The organism is Cytobacillus dafuensis (assembly GCF_007995155.1).
Lineage (GTDB): Bacteria > Bacillota > Bacilli > Bacillales > Cytobacillaceae > Cytobacillus > Cytobacillus dafuensis.
This window is the reverse complement of sequence record NZ_CP042593.1, coordinates 1,435,396-1,457,542: the sequence shown is the minus strand read 5'-3', so window position 1 is coordinate 1,457,542 and position 22,147 is coordinate 1,435,396. Positions and strand designations below refer to the sequence as shown.

General features: G+C 33.2%; 17 protein-coding genes. 7 read left to right on the top strand and 10 right to left on the bottom strand.

Annotated features, from left to right (window positions below):
* The 6 genes from FSZ17_RS07085 to fabG are packed head-to-tail and all read right to left on the bottom strand — an operon-like array spanning position 1 to position 10,533.
* Complete coding sequence (locus FSZ17_RS07085) at positions 1–6,543, bottom strand: non-ribosomal peptide synthetase (RefSeq protein ID WP_057776644.1); 6,543 nt, start codon at positions 6,541–6,543, stop codon at positions 1–3.
* A 49-nt stretch (positions 6,544–6,592) separates the two neighbouring features.
* The gene (gene fabZ / locus FSZ17_RS07080; RefSeq protein ID WP_057776645.1) at positions 6,593–7,039 is read right to left on the bottom strand and encodes a 3-hydroxyacyl-ACP dehydratase FabZ; all 447 of its coding nucleotides are present in this window, start codon (positions 7,037–7,039) and stop codon (positions 6,593–6,595) included.
* Positions 7,040–7,077: 38 nt separating this feature from the next.
* Entirely contained in the window at positions 7,078–8,268 is a 1,191-nt protein-coding gene (locus tag FSZ17_RS07075; RefSeq protein ID WP_057776646.1) for a beta-ketoacyl-[acyl-carrier-protein] synthase family protein, read from the bottom strand.
* A complete protein-coding gene (locus FSZ17_RS07070) occupies positions 8,261–9,484 on the bottom strand; it encodes a beta-ketoacyl-[acyl-carrier-protein] synthase family protein (RefSeq protein ID WP_057776647.1) in 1,224 nt (407 codons plus the stop codon). Before FSZ17_RS07070 ends, FSZ17_RS07075 begins: the two co-directional genes overlap by 8 nt.
* Positions 9,481–9,756: an acyl carrier protein gene (locus FSZ17_RS07065; RefSeq protein ID WP_057776648.1), complete on the bottom strand. Its 276-nt coding sequence runs from the start codon at positions 9,754–9,756 to the stop codon at positions 9,481–9,483. The genes FSZ17_RS07070 and FSZ17_RS07065 overlap by 4 nt, the downstream gene beginning before the upstream one ends.
* Positions 9,757–9,789: 33 nt before the next feature.
* Positions 9,790–10,533, bottom strand: a complete 744-nt coding sequence (gene fabG / locus FSZ17_RS07060) for a 3-oxoacyl-ACP reductase FabG (RefSeq protein ID WP_057776649.1) — start codon at positions 10,531–10,533, stop codon at positions 9,790–9,792.
* A gap of 616 nt (positions 10,534–11,149) precedes the next feature.
* Here fabG and FSZ17_RS07055 point away from each other — a divergent pair.
* From FSZ17_RS07055 to FSZ17_RS07040, 4 genes are all read left to right on the top strand, one after another.
* A complete protein-coding gene (locus tag FSZ17_RS07055; RefSeq protein WP_057776650.1) occupies positions 11,150–12,412 on the top strand; it encodes a helix-turn-helix transcriptional regulator in 1,263 nt (420 codons plus the stop codon).
* Positions 12,413–12,423: 11 nt separating this feature from the next.
* Entirely contained in the window at positions 12,424–12,834 is a 411-nt protein-coding gene (locus FSZ17_RS07050; RefSeq protein WP_146846408.1) for a hypothetical protein, read from the top strand.
* A gap of 310 nt (positions 12,835–13,144) precedes the next feature.
* The gene (locus FSZ17_RS07045) at positions 13,145–13,423 is read left to right on the top strand and encodes an autorepressor SdpR family transcription factor (protein ID WP_057776651.1); all 279 of its coding nucleotides are present in this window, start codon (positions 13,145–13,147) and stop codon (positions 13,421–13,423) included.
* A complete protein-coding gene (locus FSZ17_RS07040) occupies positions 13,424–14,065 on the top strand; it encodes a DUF1648 domain-containing protein (protein WP_057776652.1) in 642 nt (213 codons plus the stop codon). It begins immediately after the preceding gene.
* A gap of 1,215 nt (positions 14,066–15,280) precedes the next feature.
* Here the strand turns inward: FSZ17_RS07040 and FSZ17_RS07035 are convergent.
* The 4 genes from FSZ17_RS07035 to FSZ17_RS07020 all read right to left on the bottom strand — a co-directional run bounded on the left by FSZ17_RS07035 (position 15,281) and on the right by FSZ17_RS07020 (position 20,439).
* Positions 15,281–17,038 carry a hypothetical protein gene (locus FSZ17_RS07035; RefSeq protein WP_057776653.1) on the bottom strand — a complete coding sequence of 586 codons (1,758 nt, stop codon included), beginning with the start codon at positions 17,036–17,038 and terminating at the stop codon, positions 15,281–15,283.
* Between the two features lie 106 nt (positions 17,039–17,144).
* Complete coding sequence (locus FSZ17_RS07030) at positions 17,145–18,923, bottom strand: DUF2326 domain-containing protein (RefSeq protein ID WP_057776654.1); 1,779 nt, start codon at positions 18,921–18,923, stop codon at positions 17,145–17,147.
* Positions 18,920–19,156, bottom strand: a complete 237-nt coding sequence (locus FSZ17_RS23995) for an ABC-three component system middle component 6 (RefSeq protein WP_322107611.1) — start codon at positions 19,154–19,156, stop codon at positions 18,920–18,922. The genes FSZ17_RS07030 and FSZ17_RS23995 overlap by 4 nt, the downstream gene beginning before the upstream one ends.
* A gap of 11 nt (positions 19,157–19,167) precedes the next feature.
* On the bottom strand, positions 19,168–20,439 hold the full coding sequence (locus FSZ17_RS07020) for an SIR2 family protein (RefSeq protein ID WP_057776656.1): 1,272 nt from the start codon (positions 20,437–20,439) through the stop codon (positions 19,168–19,170).
* A 236-nt stretch (positions 20,440–20,675) separates the two neighbouring features.
* On the opposite strand from FSZ17_RS07020, the gene FSZ17_RS07015 reads away from it, so the two are divergent.
* From FSZ17_RS07015 to FSZ17_RS24095, 3 genes are read left to right on the top strand one after another with little or no spacing between them, the layout of a single operon-like run.
* Positions 20,676–21,011 (top strand): nucleotide pyrophosphohydrolase, encoded by a 336-nt coding sequence (locus FSZ17_RS07015; protein ID WP_057776657.1) that lies wholly within the window; start codon positions 20,676–20,678, stop codon positions 21,009–21,011.
* A 2-nt stretch (positions 21,012–21,013) separates the two neighbouring features.
* On the top strand, positions 21,014–21,745 hold the full coding sequence (locus FSZ17_RS07010) for a hypothetical protein (protein WP_057776658.1): 732 nt from the start codon (positions 21,014–21,016) through the stop codon (positions 21,743–21,745).
* A 15-nt stretch (positions 21,746–21,760) separates the two neighbouring features.
* Positions 21,761–22,006: a DNA/RNA helicase domain-containing protein gene (locus FSZ17_RS24095; protein ID WP_146846624.1), complete on the top strand. Its 246-nt coding sequence runs from the start codon at positions 21,761–21,763 to the stop codon at positions 22,004–22,006.
* Positions 22,007–22,147 lie beyond the last annotated feature (141 nt).

The window sequence follows — 22,147 nt, the reverse complement described above, 5'->3', positions numbered from 1 at the left end:
TTACTCCTCATCAACAAGTCCTATAGCAACTTCTTTGATAAATTCTTCGAGTTCATCAATATCGAAATCTTTAAAAGTAAGGTCACTTGGTGTTATTTCAGGTTCTACATTTATACAGTAATCAATTAGGTTTAATAGATGCTGTTTATAATGGTCAATGAACCATTCCATTGTTGAATCCAAGTACTCATTATTGCTGTATTCTAACAACAAAACGAATTGATTCTGTTTTACATAACTATTAAAATTCAATGAATACACTTTTCTAGCATTAGGGCTTACCATGTCACCTATGGACAAATCAGATAAAGTGATAGCTTCCCCGTCAAGCTCGTGATCAAATTGTCCTAGATAGTTAAAGCTAATTTCTGGTTGAATATCGATTTTAGAATTTTTTTCATAAGGTGCAACAGAATCATATTCTAATAATCCGTAACCAATTCCACCATTTGGTACCTTCATTAGCTGTTCCTTTACTTGTTTAATCTGATAACCAAGCCCCTTATTTGGGTCGGTTTTAAGAAGCAACGGGTACATTGATGTAAACCAACCAATGGTTCTATCAATTTTCATGTCTTCGAAAATAGCTTCACGTCCATGTCCCTCTAAGGTTACTAATACGTTAGAATGCGATATCCAATCATATATGGATAAGCTTAGCGCCGTTAACAGGATTGTCTCCACATCGGTATTAAATGCTTGACCTGCCTGTTTCACAAGGTTCTCTGTATTCCTATCATCAAGACGGAATCCAATGGTATTGGCAGAATCATTTTTAATCGTACTTTCATGGACTTCTTTTGGTAATGGTATTGTTTTATAACTCTTTAATTCATTCCAATAAGGGAGTTCTGCTTCTAGCTCCTTACTCTTCCTATATTCATTGAGCTGATTGGTCCATACTTGGAATGAATCCATTTTTGGCGGGAATATAATGTCTTTCTCAGACACTATATTTTTGTACCCATTAACAAAATCCTCAAACAAAATCCTCCATGATACTCCATCTATAATAAGGTGGTGGAAAACAATAAGAAGATAGGCACCCTCTGTCGTGTTAAACTGAGCTAACTTCATGTATGGCGGGTGGCTGAGATTAATTTTCCTTTGTAGCTTCTCTGCCTCTTTCGTAATAAGCATCTCTGAATCAATTTCAGTAGTGAAATCATAAACTGCAATTTTTGGAGCCTTTACTGACAACCCATGATTAAACAATTTTATGCCATCATTTGTTGCACGAATACCAATTCGAAGAGCATCATGGTGCTCTAAAAGGCGATCAAAAACTTGTTGGACCTTTTTCGTATCTAAACCATTCTTTGCTTTTATTAAAAAAGCTTGATTAAAATGGAAATTATCTTCAAACTCTTGTTCAAAAAACCAACTCTGAACTGGTGATAAATGCACATCCCCTTCAACTGTTCCTTGATCAACGTCTCTTATATTCTTCTTAACATGAGCACTTATGGCTGAGATTGTAGGGTACTTAAAAAGATCGTTAATTTCCATTTTTAAATGATATTTATCGAGACGCGCCGCAGCTTGAATTGCCTTAATGGAGTCTCCTCCTAAGGCAAAGAAATTGTCATGTGTCCCGATTTTTTCTATCCCTAAAAGTTCCTCCCAAATTGAAACAAGAATTTCCTCTGTTTTATTTTTCGGTGGCACATATTGTTGCCCTAAATCAATTGAAGAATCTGGTTCAGGCAATGCTTTTCTATCCAGTTTTCCGTTTGATGTTACTGGTAATTTATCTAAAACAATAAAATAAGATGGAATCATATATTCAGGAATTTTTTCCGCCAGATAACCTCTTAATTCAGAAGGTTGGATCCTTATATCAGATAAAATGTATGCACATAAGGCATTTTCTCCAAGCTTATTTTCTTTAGTTATTACATAGGCTTCTTTAATCGCATCATGCTTTGATAATACTGATTGAATTTCTCCTAACTCAATTCGATAACCTCTGATTTTCACCTGAAAGTCTAATCTTCCTAAAAATTCAATATTTCCATCTTCGTACCATCTTGCCTTGTCTCCTGTTTTATAGATTTTTGCTGACGGAGAATCGACAAATGGATTTGTAAGAAAACGAGCATTATTTAATTGTGGAGAATTGATATAACCCTCAGATAAGCACTCCCCCGCTATATACAGTTCCCCAGGCACACCAATTGGACATGGCTGAAGGTCTTTGTTGAGTATATAATATTGGGCATTTTGAATAGGCTTACCATAAGGGATGCTTTTCCAATCAGACTTTAACTTGTCCACCGGATAAAAGTTTGACCATACAGTAGCTTCAGTTGCCCCTCCTAAGCTTATTAACTTTGCAGATGGAAATGCACCCTCAATACTCTGTGGAGTAGCCAATGGAATCCAGTCCCCACTCAGGAAAACATATCTGAGTTTACTATTTTCTGCCCTGGCATTATGAAGAAATGGAACAATTTGTCCAAATGCAGCTGGTGCAGAATCCCACAACGTAATAGGTTCAGTTGTAAGCCACTCTAATAATTTCACTGGATTACGTAATTCCTCATCCGGTACAATTCTAATAGAGCCTCCAGCTGCAAGCATTCCAAAAATATCGTAAACAGATAAATCAAAGCTAAGTGAAGTAAGGAATAGTACTCGATCTGCAGGGCCAATACTGAACTCACGGTTTACCCAATCAATAAGATTTACTACTGACCTATGCGTAACCCTTACACCATTAGGAACTCCTGTAGATCCAGAAGTAAAAATAACATAGGCGTTATCTTCTGAATTTACCCTAATTGAGGGGATTTCACCTGAGTTTTTATTTTGTGGCAACTGGTAAGGATCAATTAACAAGGCTAAATGCTTGTGCCCTTCTAGTAAGTCCACTGCTCTTCTTCTCTGTTTCTCATTGATAATCAGTGCTTTGATTTTCAAGCTATTTGTGATGTGCTCGAATCGCATTTTTGGGAGGCTAGGATCTAAAGGCACGTATGCTGATCCTGCTTTTAGAATCCCCAAAACTCCTACTACCATTTCGAATCCTCGATTTAGGAAAACACCAACGTAATCACCATGTCCTATCCCTTCTTGAGTTAGGGTTGCTGCTACATCATTTGCCATTTTGTTGAGTTCGTAATAAGTCATTTTTTTATTTTCAAAAAGCAATGCTATCGCATTTGGTGTTTTCTGTACCTTTTCCTCAAAAAGTTGGTGGATTGTCTTTTGCTTAGGAAATGCTCTTGCAGTGTTGTTGAAATGATATAGTACATCTACTCTCTCTTTTTCACTTAGGATATTTATATTCGACAATAATTTGCTAGGGTGATTTATAATTTCATTTAAAAGTGTTCTGTAGTGATCAATAAATCTTCTTATCGTACTTGGCTTAAATAAATCACTGCAATACTCGACATTAAAAGCAATGTTATCATCTGTTTCAATTGCTTCGAGTGTTAAATCGAATTTTGCAGAATCTGAAAAAATAGGAATCTCTTTAATGTCCAATCCATCAATGTCTAAAGCACCTGACTCCATATTCTGCATAACAAACACCATATCAAACAGTGGGTTCCTGCTAGGATCTTTAATTAAAGACAAATCATTTAGTAATTCTTCCGTATGATAACTTTGATGTTTTAATGCATTTACTATTTGCTTCTTTGTCTCATTCAGAAAGCTGATAAACGACTTCTTTGATTCTGGAAAACTTCTAAGTGGTAAAGTGTTTACAAACATTCCCACGACATTTTCTATGTCTGGGTGATACCTTCCAGCTACAGGAGTACCCACAATGATGTCTTCTTGACCTGAATATTTAAATAAAAGAACTTGGAAGGCTGCAAGAAGAACCATATATAAGGTTGTATCCTTTTCGTTTGCAAGCTTTCTCAAATCTTCCAACAATGATCCATTCACGGCAAAGGGCATAACTGCTCCCTTAAAATTTTGGATTTTCGCCCTGCTATAATCCGTAGGGAATTCTAAAATAGGAAGATCTCCTTCTAATAGACTTCTCCAGTACTCTTTATGTTCTGTATAAGATTTTGATTCTTTTTGTCTTTCCTGCCACACTGCAAAATCCTTATATTGTACTGACAAAGAAGGCACATCTTTCCCTTCGTATAAAGAGGTAAATTCATGAAGTAAAATGTTGATAGATATCCGATCCACCACAATGTGGTGAGTATCAAGGAGTAATATATGTTCATTCTCGCTCACTTCACTAATGGCCATTCTTATTAATGGATCGGACTCAAGGTTAAAGGGTCGTATGAATTGACTACCTAATTGTTTTTCTTCCACAGAATGTATTGTCTCCAAATTTACTTTCAAAGAAGGACGAACAATTTGCTTTATATCACCCTGCTTAGTAGTAAAGTTTGTTCGTAATGATTCATGTCGATTAACAAGCATTTGGAACGCCATCTGAGCCTGTTCTTTATTAAATTTACCAGAGATTTTTAATGCTACCGATACATTATAAGTAGTCCCAATGTCTTGGTAATACTGCATAAAGTATATTTTCTTTTGCATAGGGGTAATTGGAAAATTTTCCATTTCATTTATAGGTGATATAACTGACAAACCATCTTTTTTTTCTGCTGATTTCTGAATATATTCTGCTAATTTCTTCACCGTTGGCAAGGAAAATAATTCTTCAAAAGTAATTTCAATTTGAAATTTTTTTATAATTAAACCGAGAAGCTGACTAGCCTTTAGAGAGTTTCCTCCCATTTCAAAAAAATGATCATATATACTAATTTGGTCTAAGCCTAGGGTTTTTTTGAAGTATGTAACAAGCTCAAACTCAATTTCATTTTGAGGAAAATAAATGTAACGGGCTTCTCTTTCCTCATTCAAAATCAGATTGACTTTTGATTGTAAGGAAGAAAACTTTCCATCCTCATATTCCTGAGATAAAATATATCTTTGAACCTTACCACTAGTAGTTCTTGGTATCTTCTTTATAGGAAGAACGCTGGCAATATTTATCGCCAATTCTCGATTAAGATGTATCCTTAACTGGGAAGCGATTGGTGCGAAATCTTCTATAGATCCCCTATGTATAACAAAAACGATTACTTCCTCACTTTGCAATTCCTTATTAAAAGCACCACAAACCACAACTTTTCCTAAGTCTATCCCTTCAATACCCTCTGCAACCCTCTCAATGTCATGAGGATAATAGTTTTGTCCATTAATAAAAATAATATCCTTTTCCCTGCCCGTAATGATTAATTCACCGTTTTTCAAAAAGCCCAAATCCCCTGTTACTAACCACCCATCATATGTGATGGCATTTTCTGTTGCTTTAGGATTGTTATAGTATCCTTTTGTAACATTCTTACCCTTGATATGGACTTGACCTACTTTATTTTCACCAAGGTCATTACACTCTTCATCACATATCCGAATCATGGTCCCTTTTATCGCTTTACCTAAGCTAACGAAAATGGCTGTATTTCCTATTTGAGAGGAAAGCTCTTTAATATTCTCTTTTACCTTTAATGAAGAACGATCTATATAAATAGGATAAAAACCGTCATTTTCTACTGGAAATGTCACTCCAACTGCAGCTTCTGCCATGCCATACGAAGGAACCATCACATCTTGTTTTAACCCATAGGGTTGAAATTCTTCCAAAAATTGTTTCGAAATATCATACGAGATTGGCTCTGCTCCATTAATAATTTTTCGAACACTTGATAAATCCAATCCAGCTTTGTTTTCTGGCTTTAACCGATCAATTACAAATTTATATCCAAAGTTCGGAGAGGAAAGAACTGAAGCTCGATACTGATGAACTTTGTCAAGCCAGATTTGAGGGGAGCGGATGAACAGATTGGTTGGCATCAGGTAATGATGAATTTTTGCAGCTACTGGAGCCAAGTGAAATCCAATCAAACCAAGATCATGAGTTAAAGGCATCCAACTAAAAAATGTGTCACCTGCCCACCGATAAGGATCCGCATCTACAATGCCTTCAAGATTGGTTAACACGTTTTCATGTGTTAGCATAACCCCTTTAGGGTCTCCAGTAGAGCCTGAGGAAAACTGAATAAATGCAATTTCATCAGGATTTGCATAATGCTGTATTCCATTACTCGTAAAACAGTCTGCTTCCTCGTAATTTATCCTCTTGTCCTTAATTGTATTGCTGTCAGCATCAAATGACGGGACACTTGACAAACTATTCAGTATTCTAGAAGACTTTTGGTCTACGAATAAATAGGGATCATTTAACTGTTTCCAAACTTTAATTAATTTGGATTTATGCTCACTCGTATTTCCCGCTGTTAGAGGAATTGGAATAAAGCCACCCATAATACATGACCAAAACATATGAATAAATACACTTACTTCGTTTGTTTGTAACACTACCTCAGCCCCGGGCTTTAAACCCTTTTTTTGAAGGTAACCTAAGATTTGCAAAGATTTCTGATAGAGTTCAGAATATGTAATTTCATGATCTTGTTTGTTACTAATAAACGTAATCCCCCGTTTCCCTTCATCTAGGTTACGTTCTAGCAAATGAAGCAAGTTTTTCGTTTCCACTTCTTTCACCCTTTCCACTACAATCAATATGCCAATCTATGATTTTGTTTTATCGTTTGATCGCAAATGTCAAATCAGCCTTAGCAACAATTTTCCCTTCTACCATTGCTGTAGCTTTTATCATTCCGGCGGATTCATACATTTTAATCACCTCACAGGTGAATATGACTTGGTCACCTGGAGTTATGGTATCGAGAAAGCGTGACTTTACATTTGTTAATAGAAATATTTCTCCATTCTCTTCTTTTTCTGACGATTCTTGCCCAATTTTAAAAAGTAATATACTTGCCTGAGCTATAGCCTCAATTATCAGCACACCTGGAAAAATGGACTTTTCTGGGAAGTGACCTGGAAACATCCACTCATTCCCCGAAATATTTTTTAAACAAATAATTTTTTCCCTTGGATAAACCTCCTGAATTCTATCAATAAAAATAAAGGGATATTTTTGAGGTAATAGTGCTTTAATTTCATCAAAAAAATATTCTTTTTTCATTTCAATTCTCCCCCAATGTAAAAGAAAGAGTGCAGAAGTCATACACTCTTTACAACGACCGCACTTGAAGATCCGAATAAATCTTGCTCTGTTAATAGGATGCAATCACCCTTTGAAGTTTCCCAGTGATTTGTTTCATTTAGATGTAATACCGGTAGTTTATTTCTGCTTAGGACTCCTATCGCAGCAGCCATTTGAAAAACGCCATTCGCTCCACTAAGTTCACCAAGTACACTTTTTATACTACTGACAGGTACGGAATTTTCCGAAAACATATTATAAATAGAAACTTCTTCTGAAGAATCTAGCGTTCGAAGTCCATTTGCACCAGAAAGAATCAATTTAACATCCCCTGGTGTATTCCCGCTTTTTTTAAGTGCTTTTTTCATTGCTTTGTCTAATCCAGTCCCACGTTCAGATACACTCATCTTCGAAAAGGCACTAGACCAGGAACTAACCTCTGCTAGAATCGAAGCGTTCCTCTGTATTGCATCCGAATAACGTTCCATAACTAAGACAGCAGCTCCTTCTCCAGGTACTACTCCCTCACTAGTTTCATCGTATGGTCTTCCCATGTTCTGATCCAATTCTTCTGTTACAAGCCCAGATTTTTTGTAATACCAAGCGATAGATTCATTAATCTCCTCTGTTCCCCCCACTAATACATACTTGGCTTGATTTTTTTGCAATAGTTTTAGACCATAACCGATTGCATCCAATCCTGCACACTGACCTGATGAAATAGTTGTATTAGAAGCCTTTGATTTTATTTTTAAAGCCAAATGTGAGGCTGGAGAATTAACTAGCGTATTTGGGGCTTGCATTGGGCTCACATATTTAGGACCCTTTGTTTGAGCAGTATAATCATATTCCCAAGTCATATACATGCCAGAAAAATTACTTCCAATCACTACTCCCAGATCTTCTGATTCTAGTTCTTCCATAGGCAATCCCGCATTGTCTAACGCTAAAATTGAGGCTCCAAGCAAATACTGTGTACTCGGTTGCAAATATTGAAGGCCTCTTTTCCCAAGTAAACTCTGCTGGTCCCAGTCATTGATTTTATGTGTCCAAAAGGAATATTCTTTTCCAAACTTATCTTCTATTTTCGTGATTGTACGAGATGATATACCACTCTCTAAAGAATCCCAAAAAGAATCTATATTCATACCAAGTGGAGAAACTATTCCCATTCCTGTAATAACGATCGATTCCTGATTCTTATGCATGCTTGACAGCCCCCATAATAATAGTCGATATGTTTCCTCCAAACGCAAACGAGTTGCTTAATGTATACTCCACGTTTTTCGAGATGGCCACATTAGGGACCACATTTTGAATACAATCGGGGTCATGCTCTTCAAAGTTCATAGTAGGTGGAATTATATTATGGTAAATTGATAGTGCACATGTAACTGCCTCAATAGCACTAGCAGCCCCCATCGTATGGCCTAGCATTGCCTTAATTGAACTAACCGGTATATTATCCCAGTTTTCTCCAAATACCTCTTTAATGGCAATTGACTCAGTAGTATCATTTGCCTTTGTCCCAGTTCCGTGGGCACTTATATAAGAGATGGCATCTTTTGATACTCCCGCATCTTTCAAGGTTTTACTGATGGCCGATATAGCACCCAACCCATTTGGATGTGGTGCCGTAGGATGATGTGCATCGCACGATAAGCCACATCCGAGTAGTTCTGCATATATTGTTGCTCCTCTCGAAATTGCTCGCTCACGTTCTTCCAGCACAATGACAGCAGAACCCTCACTAACCATCATTCCTTTTCGATTCTTATCAAAAGGCTGGCATATTTCAGGAGCAATAGCACCTAATCTATGAAAAGTAGTAAAGCAAGCCCTAGATAGTCCATCTGATCCTCCTACTAAAACAACCTCGGCATCCCCATCTTCAATTAAATCTCGTCCATACGTAATGGCATAATTACCAGCAGCACATGCAGTGGGAATCGTTATACACGGCCCTTCTGCATTTATTTCGTTTGCGACCGCTCCTGATATATAAGAATTTGGGAAATTACGAATTAAATTAGGTGCCACTATCTCTGGTTCATTATTCAAATAAGCATCAGTAGCAAATTCTAAAACGCCAGTATTACCCATAGTAGTACCGATGCACACGCCAATCTCCTCAGCTGGATATGACGCCTGATTCAAACCCGCGTCCTCAAATGCCATTTTAGCGGCAGCAACGGCTAGTTGTGTTGTTCTTCCTGCTTCTCTATAATCTGAATTAGTGAAATAATCTTCTGGTCTAAAATTTTTTATTTCTCCACCACGATTTACATTAAATTTGGATGTATCAAATGCTGTAATTTCTTTTGTCCCAATAGTTCCAGTAATCAAGGCATGCCAAAAATTCTGGTGTCCTACCCCTATTGGAGAAAGGACACCTAATCCAGTGATTACAATCCGCTTTTTCATTTTTCAACTCCACTCACAGAAGCATTAACATCCAGTTGTTCTTCCATCAATCCCTTAACAATTCGCTCTACATCATTGAGTGTTTGAAATTCACTTAAATACTGTTCAGAAATATCAATTTTGTATTTCTGCTCAATTTGAGCCACAATTTCAATTGACATCATGGAATCCACTCCAAGGTCTAAAATAAAATCTTCGTCATCTCTAAAATCTTCTATCTCAATTAAATCCGCAACAATTCTTCTTAGTTCTTGCTTTAAGTTTGTTTCCATGTAAAATTCCTCCTAGTTTAATAGAAATATTTTTTATACACTTAGACCGCCATCTATTACTAAGGTGTGACCAGTAATATAACTAGCATTCTTTGATAATAAAAATGTAATAGCTTCTGCCACTTCCTCTGCAGTAGCCGGTCTTCCTAATGGTATCTCCTTTAGGATCTGCTCCTGCCTTTTTTCATCAAGTGCCTCCCACATATCTGTAACAACAAAGCCTGGTGCAACAGCATTTACATTAACCCCATATTTTGCTACTTCCTTTGAAAGTGACTGTACGAATCCGATCTGTCCCGCCTTCGTAGCAGAATAGTTAGTTTGACCCGGAACTCCAAATAATCCACTCACAGAACTTACACATACAATACTTCCATTCTTTTGTTTGACAAACCCAAAAGCAGCAGCTCTTGCATAGTTAAATGTGCCTTTTAGATTAGTAGCAATTACGTCATCCCAATCACTCTCTGACATTGACCACAAGAGCTTATCTCTATTAATACCCGCATTAATGACCAAACCGTCTAACCCACCCAATAATTCTTTCGCTTTTTTGACAGTTTCCTGTGCCTTTTCAAAATCTTCAGCATCTACGGATATTCTAAACAATCTCTGTGAATCTACGTTCACCTGATTACATAGTTGCTCGGCTAAGTCATGATTGTTTTTGTACGTGAATACTACATTAGCACCAGCCTCTATAAGGGATAAAGTAACAGCTCGTCCAATGCCGCGGCTTCCTCCTGTAACTAGTATTTTTTTCTCGGTCAACAACATGTTTAACCTCTCCTTATGAGACAACAAATTTCATTGTGTAAAAAACTGTTGATAAAATAAAAAAATTGTAAATTTTCACACATTTCAATACACAATGCGACAAAACATTGATAATATTAAAAATAAATATTTACAAAATATGAAATAAATAGGGTGATAATACCATTTCCATTAAGAAACAAGCCCTAAAACAATTGAAAACTTTCCTACTTGATGATCTGCGGAGGTGTTTAATGGTATTTTTAACACGTATATAGACATTTAGTGGGTAAGGAATATGACCTACAAGGTGACAGCATATCTAGGATCTTCCATATGTAATACTAATAAATTTTTTGTTACGCTTTTTTAAAATTTGCCAAGCAACATAAGTAGAAACAGAGCTAAGAGCATATATAGAGAATAAATACGAAAGATTTTTATACATTTAACACCTCCTTGCATCTAAAATAAAGAAAACAATTGGTAGGGCCTACTTCACTGTTTGATAACTTGTTTATAGTAATAATCTACCACAGTATTTATTTGTATCCTATTGAGAAAATTACATAAATTTACAAGGAAAAACACATGTTTTGTTCACAAACTTTCTCAAGTCGAAAAAGGAGGAATTATAATGATTGGTAGCCGAATTAAATATTATAGAATTAATGCAAATTTAACCCAAGAAGAGCTTTGCAAAGGAGTATGTTCCCCATCATATTTAAGTAAAGTAGAAAATAATAATATGGAACCTAGCGAAGACATTCTTCGGTTGTTGTGTGAAAGAATGAAGATTTCCTTAAACACTATAAGAAATTTTGATGAGAATGAAATAGGCAAAAAAATAGAAAACTGGTATGAATTACTTAAAGTAAATACAGATAAGGAAATTTTGAATAAGGAATATGAAGAACTTAATAGTCTATTTATCTCTCAAAAAGACTCGTATCAAGCTTTAAAATTTAAAATCTTCAATATTAAGTATTTTATTAAAACAGAAGAATTTGCAAAAATTGATACACTTTTACATGCTTTAACAAAATACCAATCTACTATGTCAAGTGATTTACTATTCTTTTATTATTACTTTTCTGGTATGGGGTATTATGTACAAAGTAATTTTTGTGAAGCAGAGGAACAACTTTTGCAGTCTTTAGAGAAGATTCAAAGTTTCACCAAACATTCAGACACCTATGATTATGAAATAAGTGATATCTTTTACTATCTTTCTTTATGTTATGGAAAACTTCACCAAACGCATAGAACAAAAGAATTCGCTTTAAAAAGCCTGCGTATTGCTGATAAAATATTAGATCATTTAAAACAAATTAAGCTTTATGTAATTTTGGGGATAAATGAAGGCAGGACAAAGAGTTACAGTAAAGCAATTGAGTATTACGAAAAAGCGATTAAAATAGCAAAAGCAATTAATCACGATAGTTATACAGGAATTATCAATCATAACTTAGGGTACCTCTATAGCTTACAAGATAAATCCCTAGACGCAATTGTCTATTACCACAAAAGTTTACATTATATCCCAGAGTACCGTGTTAATAGACTTATAATAACTTACTTTTGCCTTGCCCGAGAATATAAAAAGATTAAACAACACAAAGAAATGAAGGAGGTGATAAAGAAAGCAAGAAGTATACTTTCAAAAGATGAAGAATATAAACACCATTTTAACATGCTTGAATTACAAATAAATGACTCAATCTTTGAAAACAGGCAGTATATTAAAGAGGTAATAGACTTTTTCACTAAAAAAAACCAATGGATTTATGTTATGGAATACGCGGAAATACTCGCAATAAGTCTAGAATCAAACTTTCAGTATAAAGAAGCTGTCAAGCTATATAAAATTGCCCATACAGCACAAAAAAATTTACTATAAGGAGAACTAAAATGAAAAACAATATTTATAATTCGATTGTATTATTATTTGCTTCATTATTACTATTTGTAGGTATAAGCACCCCTGCAAATGATAATTCCACAGTCGGTAACGATAATTTACTAGCGTTTGAATCATTTAAGGATGAAAATATCGGTGGATCACTTCTCTATGAGATTGCCCTAAACGGTCATGAGATTTTCCCTGACGGTCATGAGATAGCCCTGAACGGTCATGAAATTTTCCCTGACGGTCATGAGATTTTCCCTGACGGTCATGAGATAGCCCTGAACGGTCATGAAATTTTCCCTGACGGTCATGAGATTTTCCCTGACGGTCATGAGATTTTCCCTGACGGTCATGAGATTTTCCCTGACGGTCATGAGATATTTCCGGATAGTGAAATTTTCACTGTTGTATAGGATTGCTTGTATTATGGATATATAGACGATCGAATTCTATTTGATCGTCTTTTTATTATTTTGGTGAATATTTATAAAGCGTACAGGATCCATACCGACATAATATTACTTCACCCCACAGCACCTATAGAACGGAAAGAGCCTTGTATTATCGACAATTTTTAAACTTAATCAAAAAGTGCCTCTTTATTTCATGGGACTTATTGACAAAAAGAAAATGCCATAATAAACTATATTTAAGTATTTACTTAATTAATTAAGGATATACTTTTTAAAGGATCATTTTCTTTTATAAGGAGGTACAAAAATTGTGTCCTTAGGTGATATTTTTAAAGCTCTTTCTGATGACAATAGAAGAAAAATTTTAGATTTATTAAAAGAAGGGGATATGACATCTGGCGAAATTGCAAATCATTTCAACATGAGTAAACCCGGAATCTCACAGCACCTGAGCATTTTAAAAAATTCAGAACTTGTGATTTCCCACAAACAGGGACAGTATGTTTATTATTCACTTAATACGACTGTTTTACAAGATATCATGAAGTGGGCTATTCATATGAAAAGCAATAAAGGAGGAGAAGAATAAATGATAAGAAAATTTTTTGTTTGGTTGACCGTAGCTCTTGCTCTTGGATTAAGCTTTTATTTTTATAAGGATTTGCCGAGTGAAATACCTAGTAAATTTGCCAACCTTAAAGGGTCACCTACTGATTATGCTTCAAAAGACTTGATACTGTTTGTAATACCATTCTCAATGATTATTAGTAGCCTTGCACTTTCAGTTATTACCATATGGGGAAAGCAGTCGGAAGTCTTTAAACGATTAGGAAAGATTTTAGACAGTATTTCTTTAGCTCTGAACATTGTCCTATTAATTCTCCATTGTGCCATCATTTATATTGGTTTAGGAAACCAGTTAAATATTTTACTTTTATTGCCAATAATCGTTGGAATTGTTTTTATTATTACTGGGAACTTACTACCTCGTCTTCAATTAAAAGAAGGTACTAAAGAAAATTCACTAAAGCAAGCAACTTATGATTTGTGGCATCAAGTATCTAGAACTGTTTCCTATGCATTATTCTTTGGAGGATTTGTTATGATATTCTCAATTCTCCTTCCTAAAAATTTAATACTATCAAGCTTTTTTATTATATTGGTTTTAACAATTCTCTCAGCTTTCTTCTTTTCCTACATCAGATATACTCGTTATGCAAATACAAACTAAGTTATCTTCAATAATGTGATAGAGGAAGGAATCAACTGGTTCCTTCCTTATTAATTTTTCCAAGCCTACTTTTACTAATAAAGCTGTAAAATTGTTCATTTAGGTCATGGTCTAATTTTACAAAATTAAACTAAAATAAATAACAAAAGATTGTATTGTACAATCTCAACACAAAAGAAAAGAGTTGCATCCACAACTTCTTTCTCAAACAATAACTTAAAATCTTACATTAATCTCCATTTTTTTCAGCTGCATGCACTCTCGCAGATTGTGCCATATTATGATATTCTCCACAATTATCTGCAGTAAAAGACCCGACAAAAGAGTATTTGGCTTTAGTGAAACCTCGCAAAACGGTGCTGGTCCTCCTTCTTCAATTTTTTGGCAAACAACAAGTAAGGGTTGTCGATTCAACATAATACAGCCATAAGTTCATCTCCAATCTTTTATAACTACTATCATAAAATGAATTAGAGAATTAAAATGTAATGGATAAGCAACTAATTGAAAAGAATTGAATAAAAAGTACAACCTATATCTTGGTAAGATACAAGTCTTATCTATATTTGGAGTCAATTTCCTATACTACTTTTGGTAAGTTAATAATGGATTATTCTTCAATTGATAATTCGTTTGTACGCCTTGCCATTTTTTATTCCTGGCTGTTTAATGACAGGGGTACGCACACGATATTTTTATATGAATCCTATTAAAGATAAAAAAAAACGCTTCTTACAATGTGTAAGAAACATTGATTTCACTGCATGGCAAGCAGTTTCATGATACCGGTGGTCGGGGTTGAAATAACGGTCAAAGTATTGTTTTAATAAGGTTTTACAGTGGCAATGTGTAAAATTTGTGTAAAATGATTTGGATGTGTAATGCAGGTGCATATTTTCACCTGCTTCTTCTGTTACAACACTTCTCATGTGTTGAATACATTTCACAGACATTTTCAGTGGCGACTATAACTACTTAATAATTGAAGCGGTATTAACCGCTTTTTTACATTATCCCTACCCAGTGCCGAATGAATAAGTAAATGCAGTCATTCTTTTGGTATTGCTTAATCTCTCTGTATTAAAAATTTTCGAATTACAATTGTACGTCAATGTCCAAAAGAGGATCTACTGTCTTAATTAATTTGGTTTTCTTAAACTCAAATATAAAAACCTATATTTTAAGGAAACTAAAAAAACAGCCAAAAGGCTGTTTTTATTGTTTATCAATATAATCCACACATCCTTGACAAAATGAAGAATTGCCTTCAACCTCAGGGTTGTAATATTGGTCACAACGGTCACATTTTTGTATTTCATTAAAATGTCCACAATTTACGCAAGTACCAATCTCACATATAGAGTCATCTATACAAATGTATTGCTCAGAACATTCTTCACATTCACTATCTGCAACAGGATACTTCCCACCATTCTTAGCTGCTTCGTACTTTGCACTTTCCACTTTTTTAACTAAGTTAGGAAATAAATTAGCGATTTGCGACTCTACTTCATTAATAAATTCACTTATCAATCCCTCAGAAAACTTATTATATTTAGTTGGAAGATAGTAACTTTGGTCATCCGCTAGTTCTGCTTCACCATTTGTATAAGTTAGATTACAGGTTTCGACTAACTCGCCATTACTAAGTAATTTAAGAGTTAAAACACTTTCTCCACCACTCTCTTCATCGATTTCTAGATTTGAAGTAATAACCAATTTATTTTCTGTTAGTTTACTTTGGATACTTAACAATTCATTATCTGTGCCTTCACCATAAGAGAAGGTACTAGGTTCCGTCTCTAAATCATCCCTAAAATATATACTATCTCTAATCGACTCAATATAGCCTGATACATTTTCTGCAAATATTTCACAAATCGATGAACTATCTAAAATTCTAATACCTGCTTCTGACTCCATTCTTTCAAATTCCAACATTTCTAATTCAGCTTTTCGTTCTTCCTCAATCTCTTGTATAATTTCTTTCTCTTCATCAGAAAAACTAGTATCATTGAATTTTTTTTCTGCACTAGATAGTGATGTGGCAACTGCTTTAATACTTTTCTTTATTGTTTTATAGGCATTAAGATCAAGAAGTTTATTATGGGCAACATGGTTTCTATTTTTACCGAAATCAGACCACTCATCTATAAAGCCTTCAGGAAAGTACTTTCCAAACAAGCTATCCCACAAGTCTATTTCAACCTCACACTCTTTTCTTAATTTTTCAATAACCTTTTTATACTCAGCCGCAACAGTACTAATATCACCTGTTTCTTTTAAAGACTCCAATAAATTTGTTACAACATGATCATTTTCAGGAGCAAATTTATTTATCTTAAGTGTCATTATTTCAAGTAAATCATCAGTATCTATTGATAAAAGGCGATCACTTACATTAGCATATGATTGAGCAACACGTTTATATGAAGAAAATCTGGCTTTATATTTATCTTTTATTTTTCTCGTAGTGTATTTGTCCCACCAATTGACTCCGAAGTTTCTAATCATTACTATGTTAATAAACTGCCTCAATTGGTTTTCTAATTCATGAATATCTGCATAAAGTTCTTTGGCAAAACTACTTGACTGTTCATCTTTTAACCAAATACATTCTTCCCAATCTTTTCTTAAACTGTTTTTAATAATGAACTTTAGTTCAGACAAATCTTTATCAAATTCTTGATTTATAAATTGAGGGACGATGGATACAAAAAGATGTTTTGAATTATTGTATGTATATATTTCTGTTTCAATAAAATACAATCTACTATTTTCTGACTCTAGTTTAATTTTCTCACCAAACTGTGTAGTGTCATAAACATCACAAGATTTTATAATATCTTGGTTATGGGCTAAATCACGAACAAAGTTATCAATATAATTTACAGGAATATCCTCAGTTGGATTTACCATTACAAACTTAATCACATTTACACCCGCTTTTTCTATTTTATATAGCGTTTCCATTATACCAATTACATTCCTTTATTTACAATAATCCACAACCCTCTAATATACAAAAAAGAATAACCCCTTCTTTTTTGGAAAGAGTTATTCTTATTTTCTTACATACCTACTCATATAATTTAAAACCAAAAAATCTTTTAGTGTTGTCCTTTGTTCGTTCTAACTTAGCAATAATGTATCCATTATTTTCGAAGAAATCCAAATCATCTTTTAATAATTCATCTTTATTCAGAGTTACGAAGTACTGTCCTTTTTTAAGTTCTTTAATCTTTTTGTCAATATACTTCAAAATTTTTGCCTTTACTGAAGGGTTTGGTTTTGAATATGAGCCGTCATGTATTAAAAAGTTAATATTATGTCCGCCTTCTTTTTCTAAAGAAGAGATAAACCATGTTAAATCAAACATATTTAATTTCATATAATTGATACCGTGTGAACGATCGTCAGGCAAACTGCATTCTATTTTTACTCTGCCTGTTATAGAGTTCTTTCTATCATTGACATTATTCTCAAATTCAACATTGAAAACTCCAGCCGTATCATAAGCTAATTCAGACAAAGTTTGAAATAACTTTTCCAATCCCTCAATATGTTGTTCATATGAATTAAATTCATCCGTTTTCTTTTGTGTTAATGTTAACCTTTCGCTCTTTAACACATTAATATCATTTGTAATTGATTTTAATCTATCATGATTACCCAATTGAATATTTATCTCAGCTATTTTAGTATTTAATTCTTCTCTATCTGCAATCATTGTATTTATATCTTCTATTAGACTGCTATTCTTGAGTATCTTATAATCACTCTTCAAAGTTTTTTCAAGGTTTTCTTTCATCTTATTTAGATCTTTTAATTTCTCATCTATATTCTTAATTTTACCTTCAAAATAGCTCCCTCTATTTTCAACCATAAAATCATAAAATTTCTTTACTTTCTCGTAATTATGAGTGATTTCATTTGGAAACCATCCCAATAGCTGTTCATAGAAAGGTTCTATATCACTAAGTGCTTGAATTTCTTTTGCTTTTTTCTGTAGGTTCTCGATGTTTTGTTGATATTGGTTTTTGACATGAGCCAGTTTAAAAATATCACTTTGGATATTATTTAATTCTGCTTTATTTCTACTATAGTCTGTTGCTTTTAAATTATATTGCTTGTTGATATCAATTGAATTTATATCTTTTTCAAGTTTCTTAATTGTACTCCTGTACTTAGATCTTTCTGATTTCAATTCAGCTATAGTTTTTCCTATCGTAGCAGAAAGTAGCTTCTGTTCATCTTTTAAATCACTTATTTTCTTAGTTATCTTTTTTATTTCGGTTTCTGAGTTGTACGGTAGATTACATAAAAATGCTAAGACCTTATTTTCAGTAGTTGCATTTCTACCTGATATTCCTAATGAGTCTTTTATAAAACCGTTTTGTTCGTCTCTTAAAAGATATTCTCTAATTGAAGCAAATGAAATATCGCTATTTTCATCACCTAATATCTCTTTCTGGACCTTCTTCTTATAATCCTTATCTTCATATATATCCCAATCATTTAAATCATAAATAATATTTTTGTCCCATAATATATATCCCTTATCAGGTGTATTAATGAACCTAGCTAAAAAGAAGTCTATATCATTTGAATGAACCTTAAGGGTAATTAAAATATCTTTACTTAATAGAATTTTGTTAGTTCTATAATATGCATGTACTTCTTCACCTAAAAGGAAGGAAAGACATTCTATCATAGTTGTCTTCCCAACCCCATTTGCTTCATCCTTTTCGTCTTTTTTTTCACCCAATATTATATTTACGCCTACTTCATTGAATTGATAAGTATTTAAAACTTTCTTCTCTTTATAAGAATATATTTCTAACTCTTTTAAAATCATTTCTTTACCCTCTTTATCATATTGCTATCTGACGTTATTAAACCCATTGAATACAAGAATGACAATGATAAGAATAAAACTCTTTCTATATTTACATTTAATACAATACTTTGTTTTTGGGCAAATTCAGAAAAAAGTTCATCTAAATGTTTCGGTTTATTATCATCCAAAAGAGAATACAATACCTTAGCGTCGTATAGTAAATTCTCTTCAATACTTTGATATTTATGCATTGTAAAAAAATTCATAAAGACACCTTTTTCCGCTTATCTTCATTAAAAATATCACAACCAATAATTGTCCATGAAACTAAAATCTTGACGTAAAATCGTAGCTTAGCCTTTTTATATGAAAGTTCGCTTGAATATTCATTATAAATTTCATCGACAGTTGCCTCAAATATACTTTCACCACTATCAAAACGATTATGAACCCTATTATAACTAGACCTTACAGTACTTGTTATAATAGTCTTTTTATCAAAATCAATATAGCTTGGTGACATCATAATCTCATCAATTGAAGGAAAATACGAAGAATAAGTTTCAATTTCCTTCCTAAAACTCTCGCTACAAACCATTTTTTCATACTTTTTTTCTATTTCTTCTTCATTTAAATCTAGAACATCAGGTGCTTTTTTTTTATTTTTGTTAAAGTCTAATAGAAAGCTTTTAAACTCATCTTCATCTAAATCTTCATCTTCATTTTTAACTATAGGCTTTTCCTCCCCTAACTTTTCACTAAGTTGTTCAAGAAAAGTAACAATTTGATCATGGTTTTCTAATTGTATATTTGTAACATTATATTTTGTGAAATCATCATTATTAACAGATAAAATAAAACTTTTTTCATGATATCCACCGTAAATTTTATTAACATACTCAAATAAGTGACTTACATAAGGATCTGTTAAACTAAATCCAATGAAAAGAATTGACTTACTAGCAATTATACTTTTCATTTGGGCTAGAGCAGCATTATCTTTATCATATAACTTCTCATAGTCCTCCCTTAATAAGACACAATCATTAGCAAACTCATGGTCTCCATGGATTTTCAGAATAAATTCGCCAAAATTATGAATTTGTCCCATCAAATGAGCATTTGTATATACTACTTTATCTATTTGTTCTTTTGCAGCTTTTTCTAATAATTGATCATAGTTAGTAGTAATAATTTTCTTTGAGATACTAAATAACTTTCTATGCTTTTCCAATAACTCTTCTTTACTAATATCGTACTTAAATTCCTTATAAATAGTATCCCTAATTATTCTTTTCTCACTTTTTATATGTTCTAATATATCCAATACTCCCATAGTGCCACTCTCGAGTAGAGCTAAAAATGGTTTATATTTTGGGTTCTCATCAATCATCTTCTCTAACATTATTTTCACTAATCCATTCCAATCAGGGAAGCCAAAATCTCTCGAAAATCCAGCACCAATAAAGAATACAAGATTATTATTCTTTGCATTTTCAATTAAGGATTTAGGTATAAATAGTTCTTTTGTCATTTTAATCACCTTTTTTTGTTCTCTCTTTCATAGATTACCATATCAAGTTGTATTATTGGGAAATTTTGTCGAATTATTTATTTGTTTCATTCCAATATTCCGCCTTTTTAATTCAACTTTATAATTCATCCAAGTTTTATGACTAAAAATATTTGTATTTATAAGGCTAATTGGAAGCCAAAAATAGGAATATGTTAGTATGTAAATATAAAATTGGTTAGGAAAGAGGTACTGTTATGGAAACCCTTGTTAAAAAAATTATCGACTTTAGAGATGATCGGAATTGGCAGCAATTTCATAATCCAAAGGACTTGGCTATTTCATTGAATTTAGAGGCTAGCGAACTACTTGAAAACTTCCAATGGTTATCAAGTGAGGAAGCAGTGAGCAAAAACATTAAAGCTATCAAGGAAGAACTAGCGGACACATTAATATATAGTATTTTATTAGCTAATGAACTAAATCTGGATATTGAAGAGATCATTTTAGATAAACTAGCTAAAAATGAAAAGAAATATCCTATTGAAAAAGCTTTCGGATCAAATAAAAAATACACAGAATTTGGTGAATGATAATGAATGAACTTTTTAAAGGGTCTGTCAGTCAGTTATTAAAAGACGCTAAAGATAAAAAGAAAAGTTTGGGTGTTTATCTAAAAGATATTTATGAAATACATTGGGGTGAAAATACCCCACCTTCAGATGGTGAAGTTAATTCATGGGATAAATCTCTTACTAACTTATTAGATTTAGTTCACTCTATAAAGGAGTTAGATGACATACAAATTCTAGTGGAGTATCAATTACCATCTAAACTCGAAAGAATAGACTGTATTTTAACAGGAGTTACTAAAGGCATTTCTAAAGTTCTGTTGGTGGAATTGAAACAATGGTCGAACGTAAATACTACTAATAGCATTAAGAGAGTAGAATACGAGTGGCAAGGTAAAATCACTAGATGTCTTCACCCATGCGTACAGGTAGGAAATTACGAAAACTTTTTGCGTAATAGCCATTCTTTCCTGTCTCAAGAAGAAGTTGAGATTTCATCTTGTGTGTATATGCATAACCTTCCTGATAACGAGATGGAGAAAATTATTCACAGTTCATTCTCACACATCCCTATCTTTAATAAGGAAAATACCTTAGCAGAGTTTATCAAAGATAAATTTCTAAATATTAGTAATAAAAGTATTATTGATAATGTATCAGATGGAACCTTTTTATACTCAGATGATTTACTTAAAGTCTTAGGAGAAATGCTTGAAAAAGAAAGCCAACCATTTCATTTAATTGGGGAACAATAAAATGCATATGAGAAAATCTTTGAAGTGCTAAATCAGGAAGGTAAGCACATTATAGTTGTTAAGGGTAATCCAGGAACAGGTAAAACAGCAGTTGCTTTAAACTTACTTTTCTTAGCTAAGAATGAAAAATTCAAAAACAATATTATAGATTACCTAAAGGGAATTAAATCAACATGTATTAGTACTGATTCTGGGGTTATTAGTCACCCACGATTCGAGGAATTACATAGAAAGCTAAGTGATTCTTTCTATTGCACTTGAGAAAATAAATTTTAGAAAGGGTCTCATACGAGAATACGAGCACCAAATATATTTAATAATAGGGTATTTCACGAGTGAGTGGCTTAATTAACTTCTCTTATACGGCTATTTAAGTATCTAAAATAGAATGTATAAATTTTT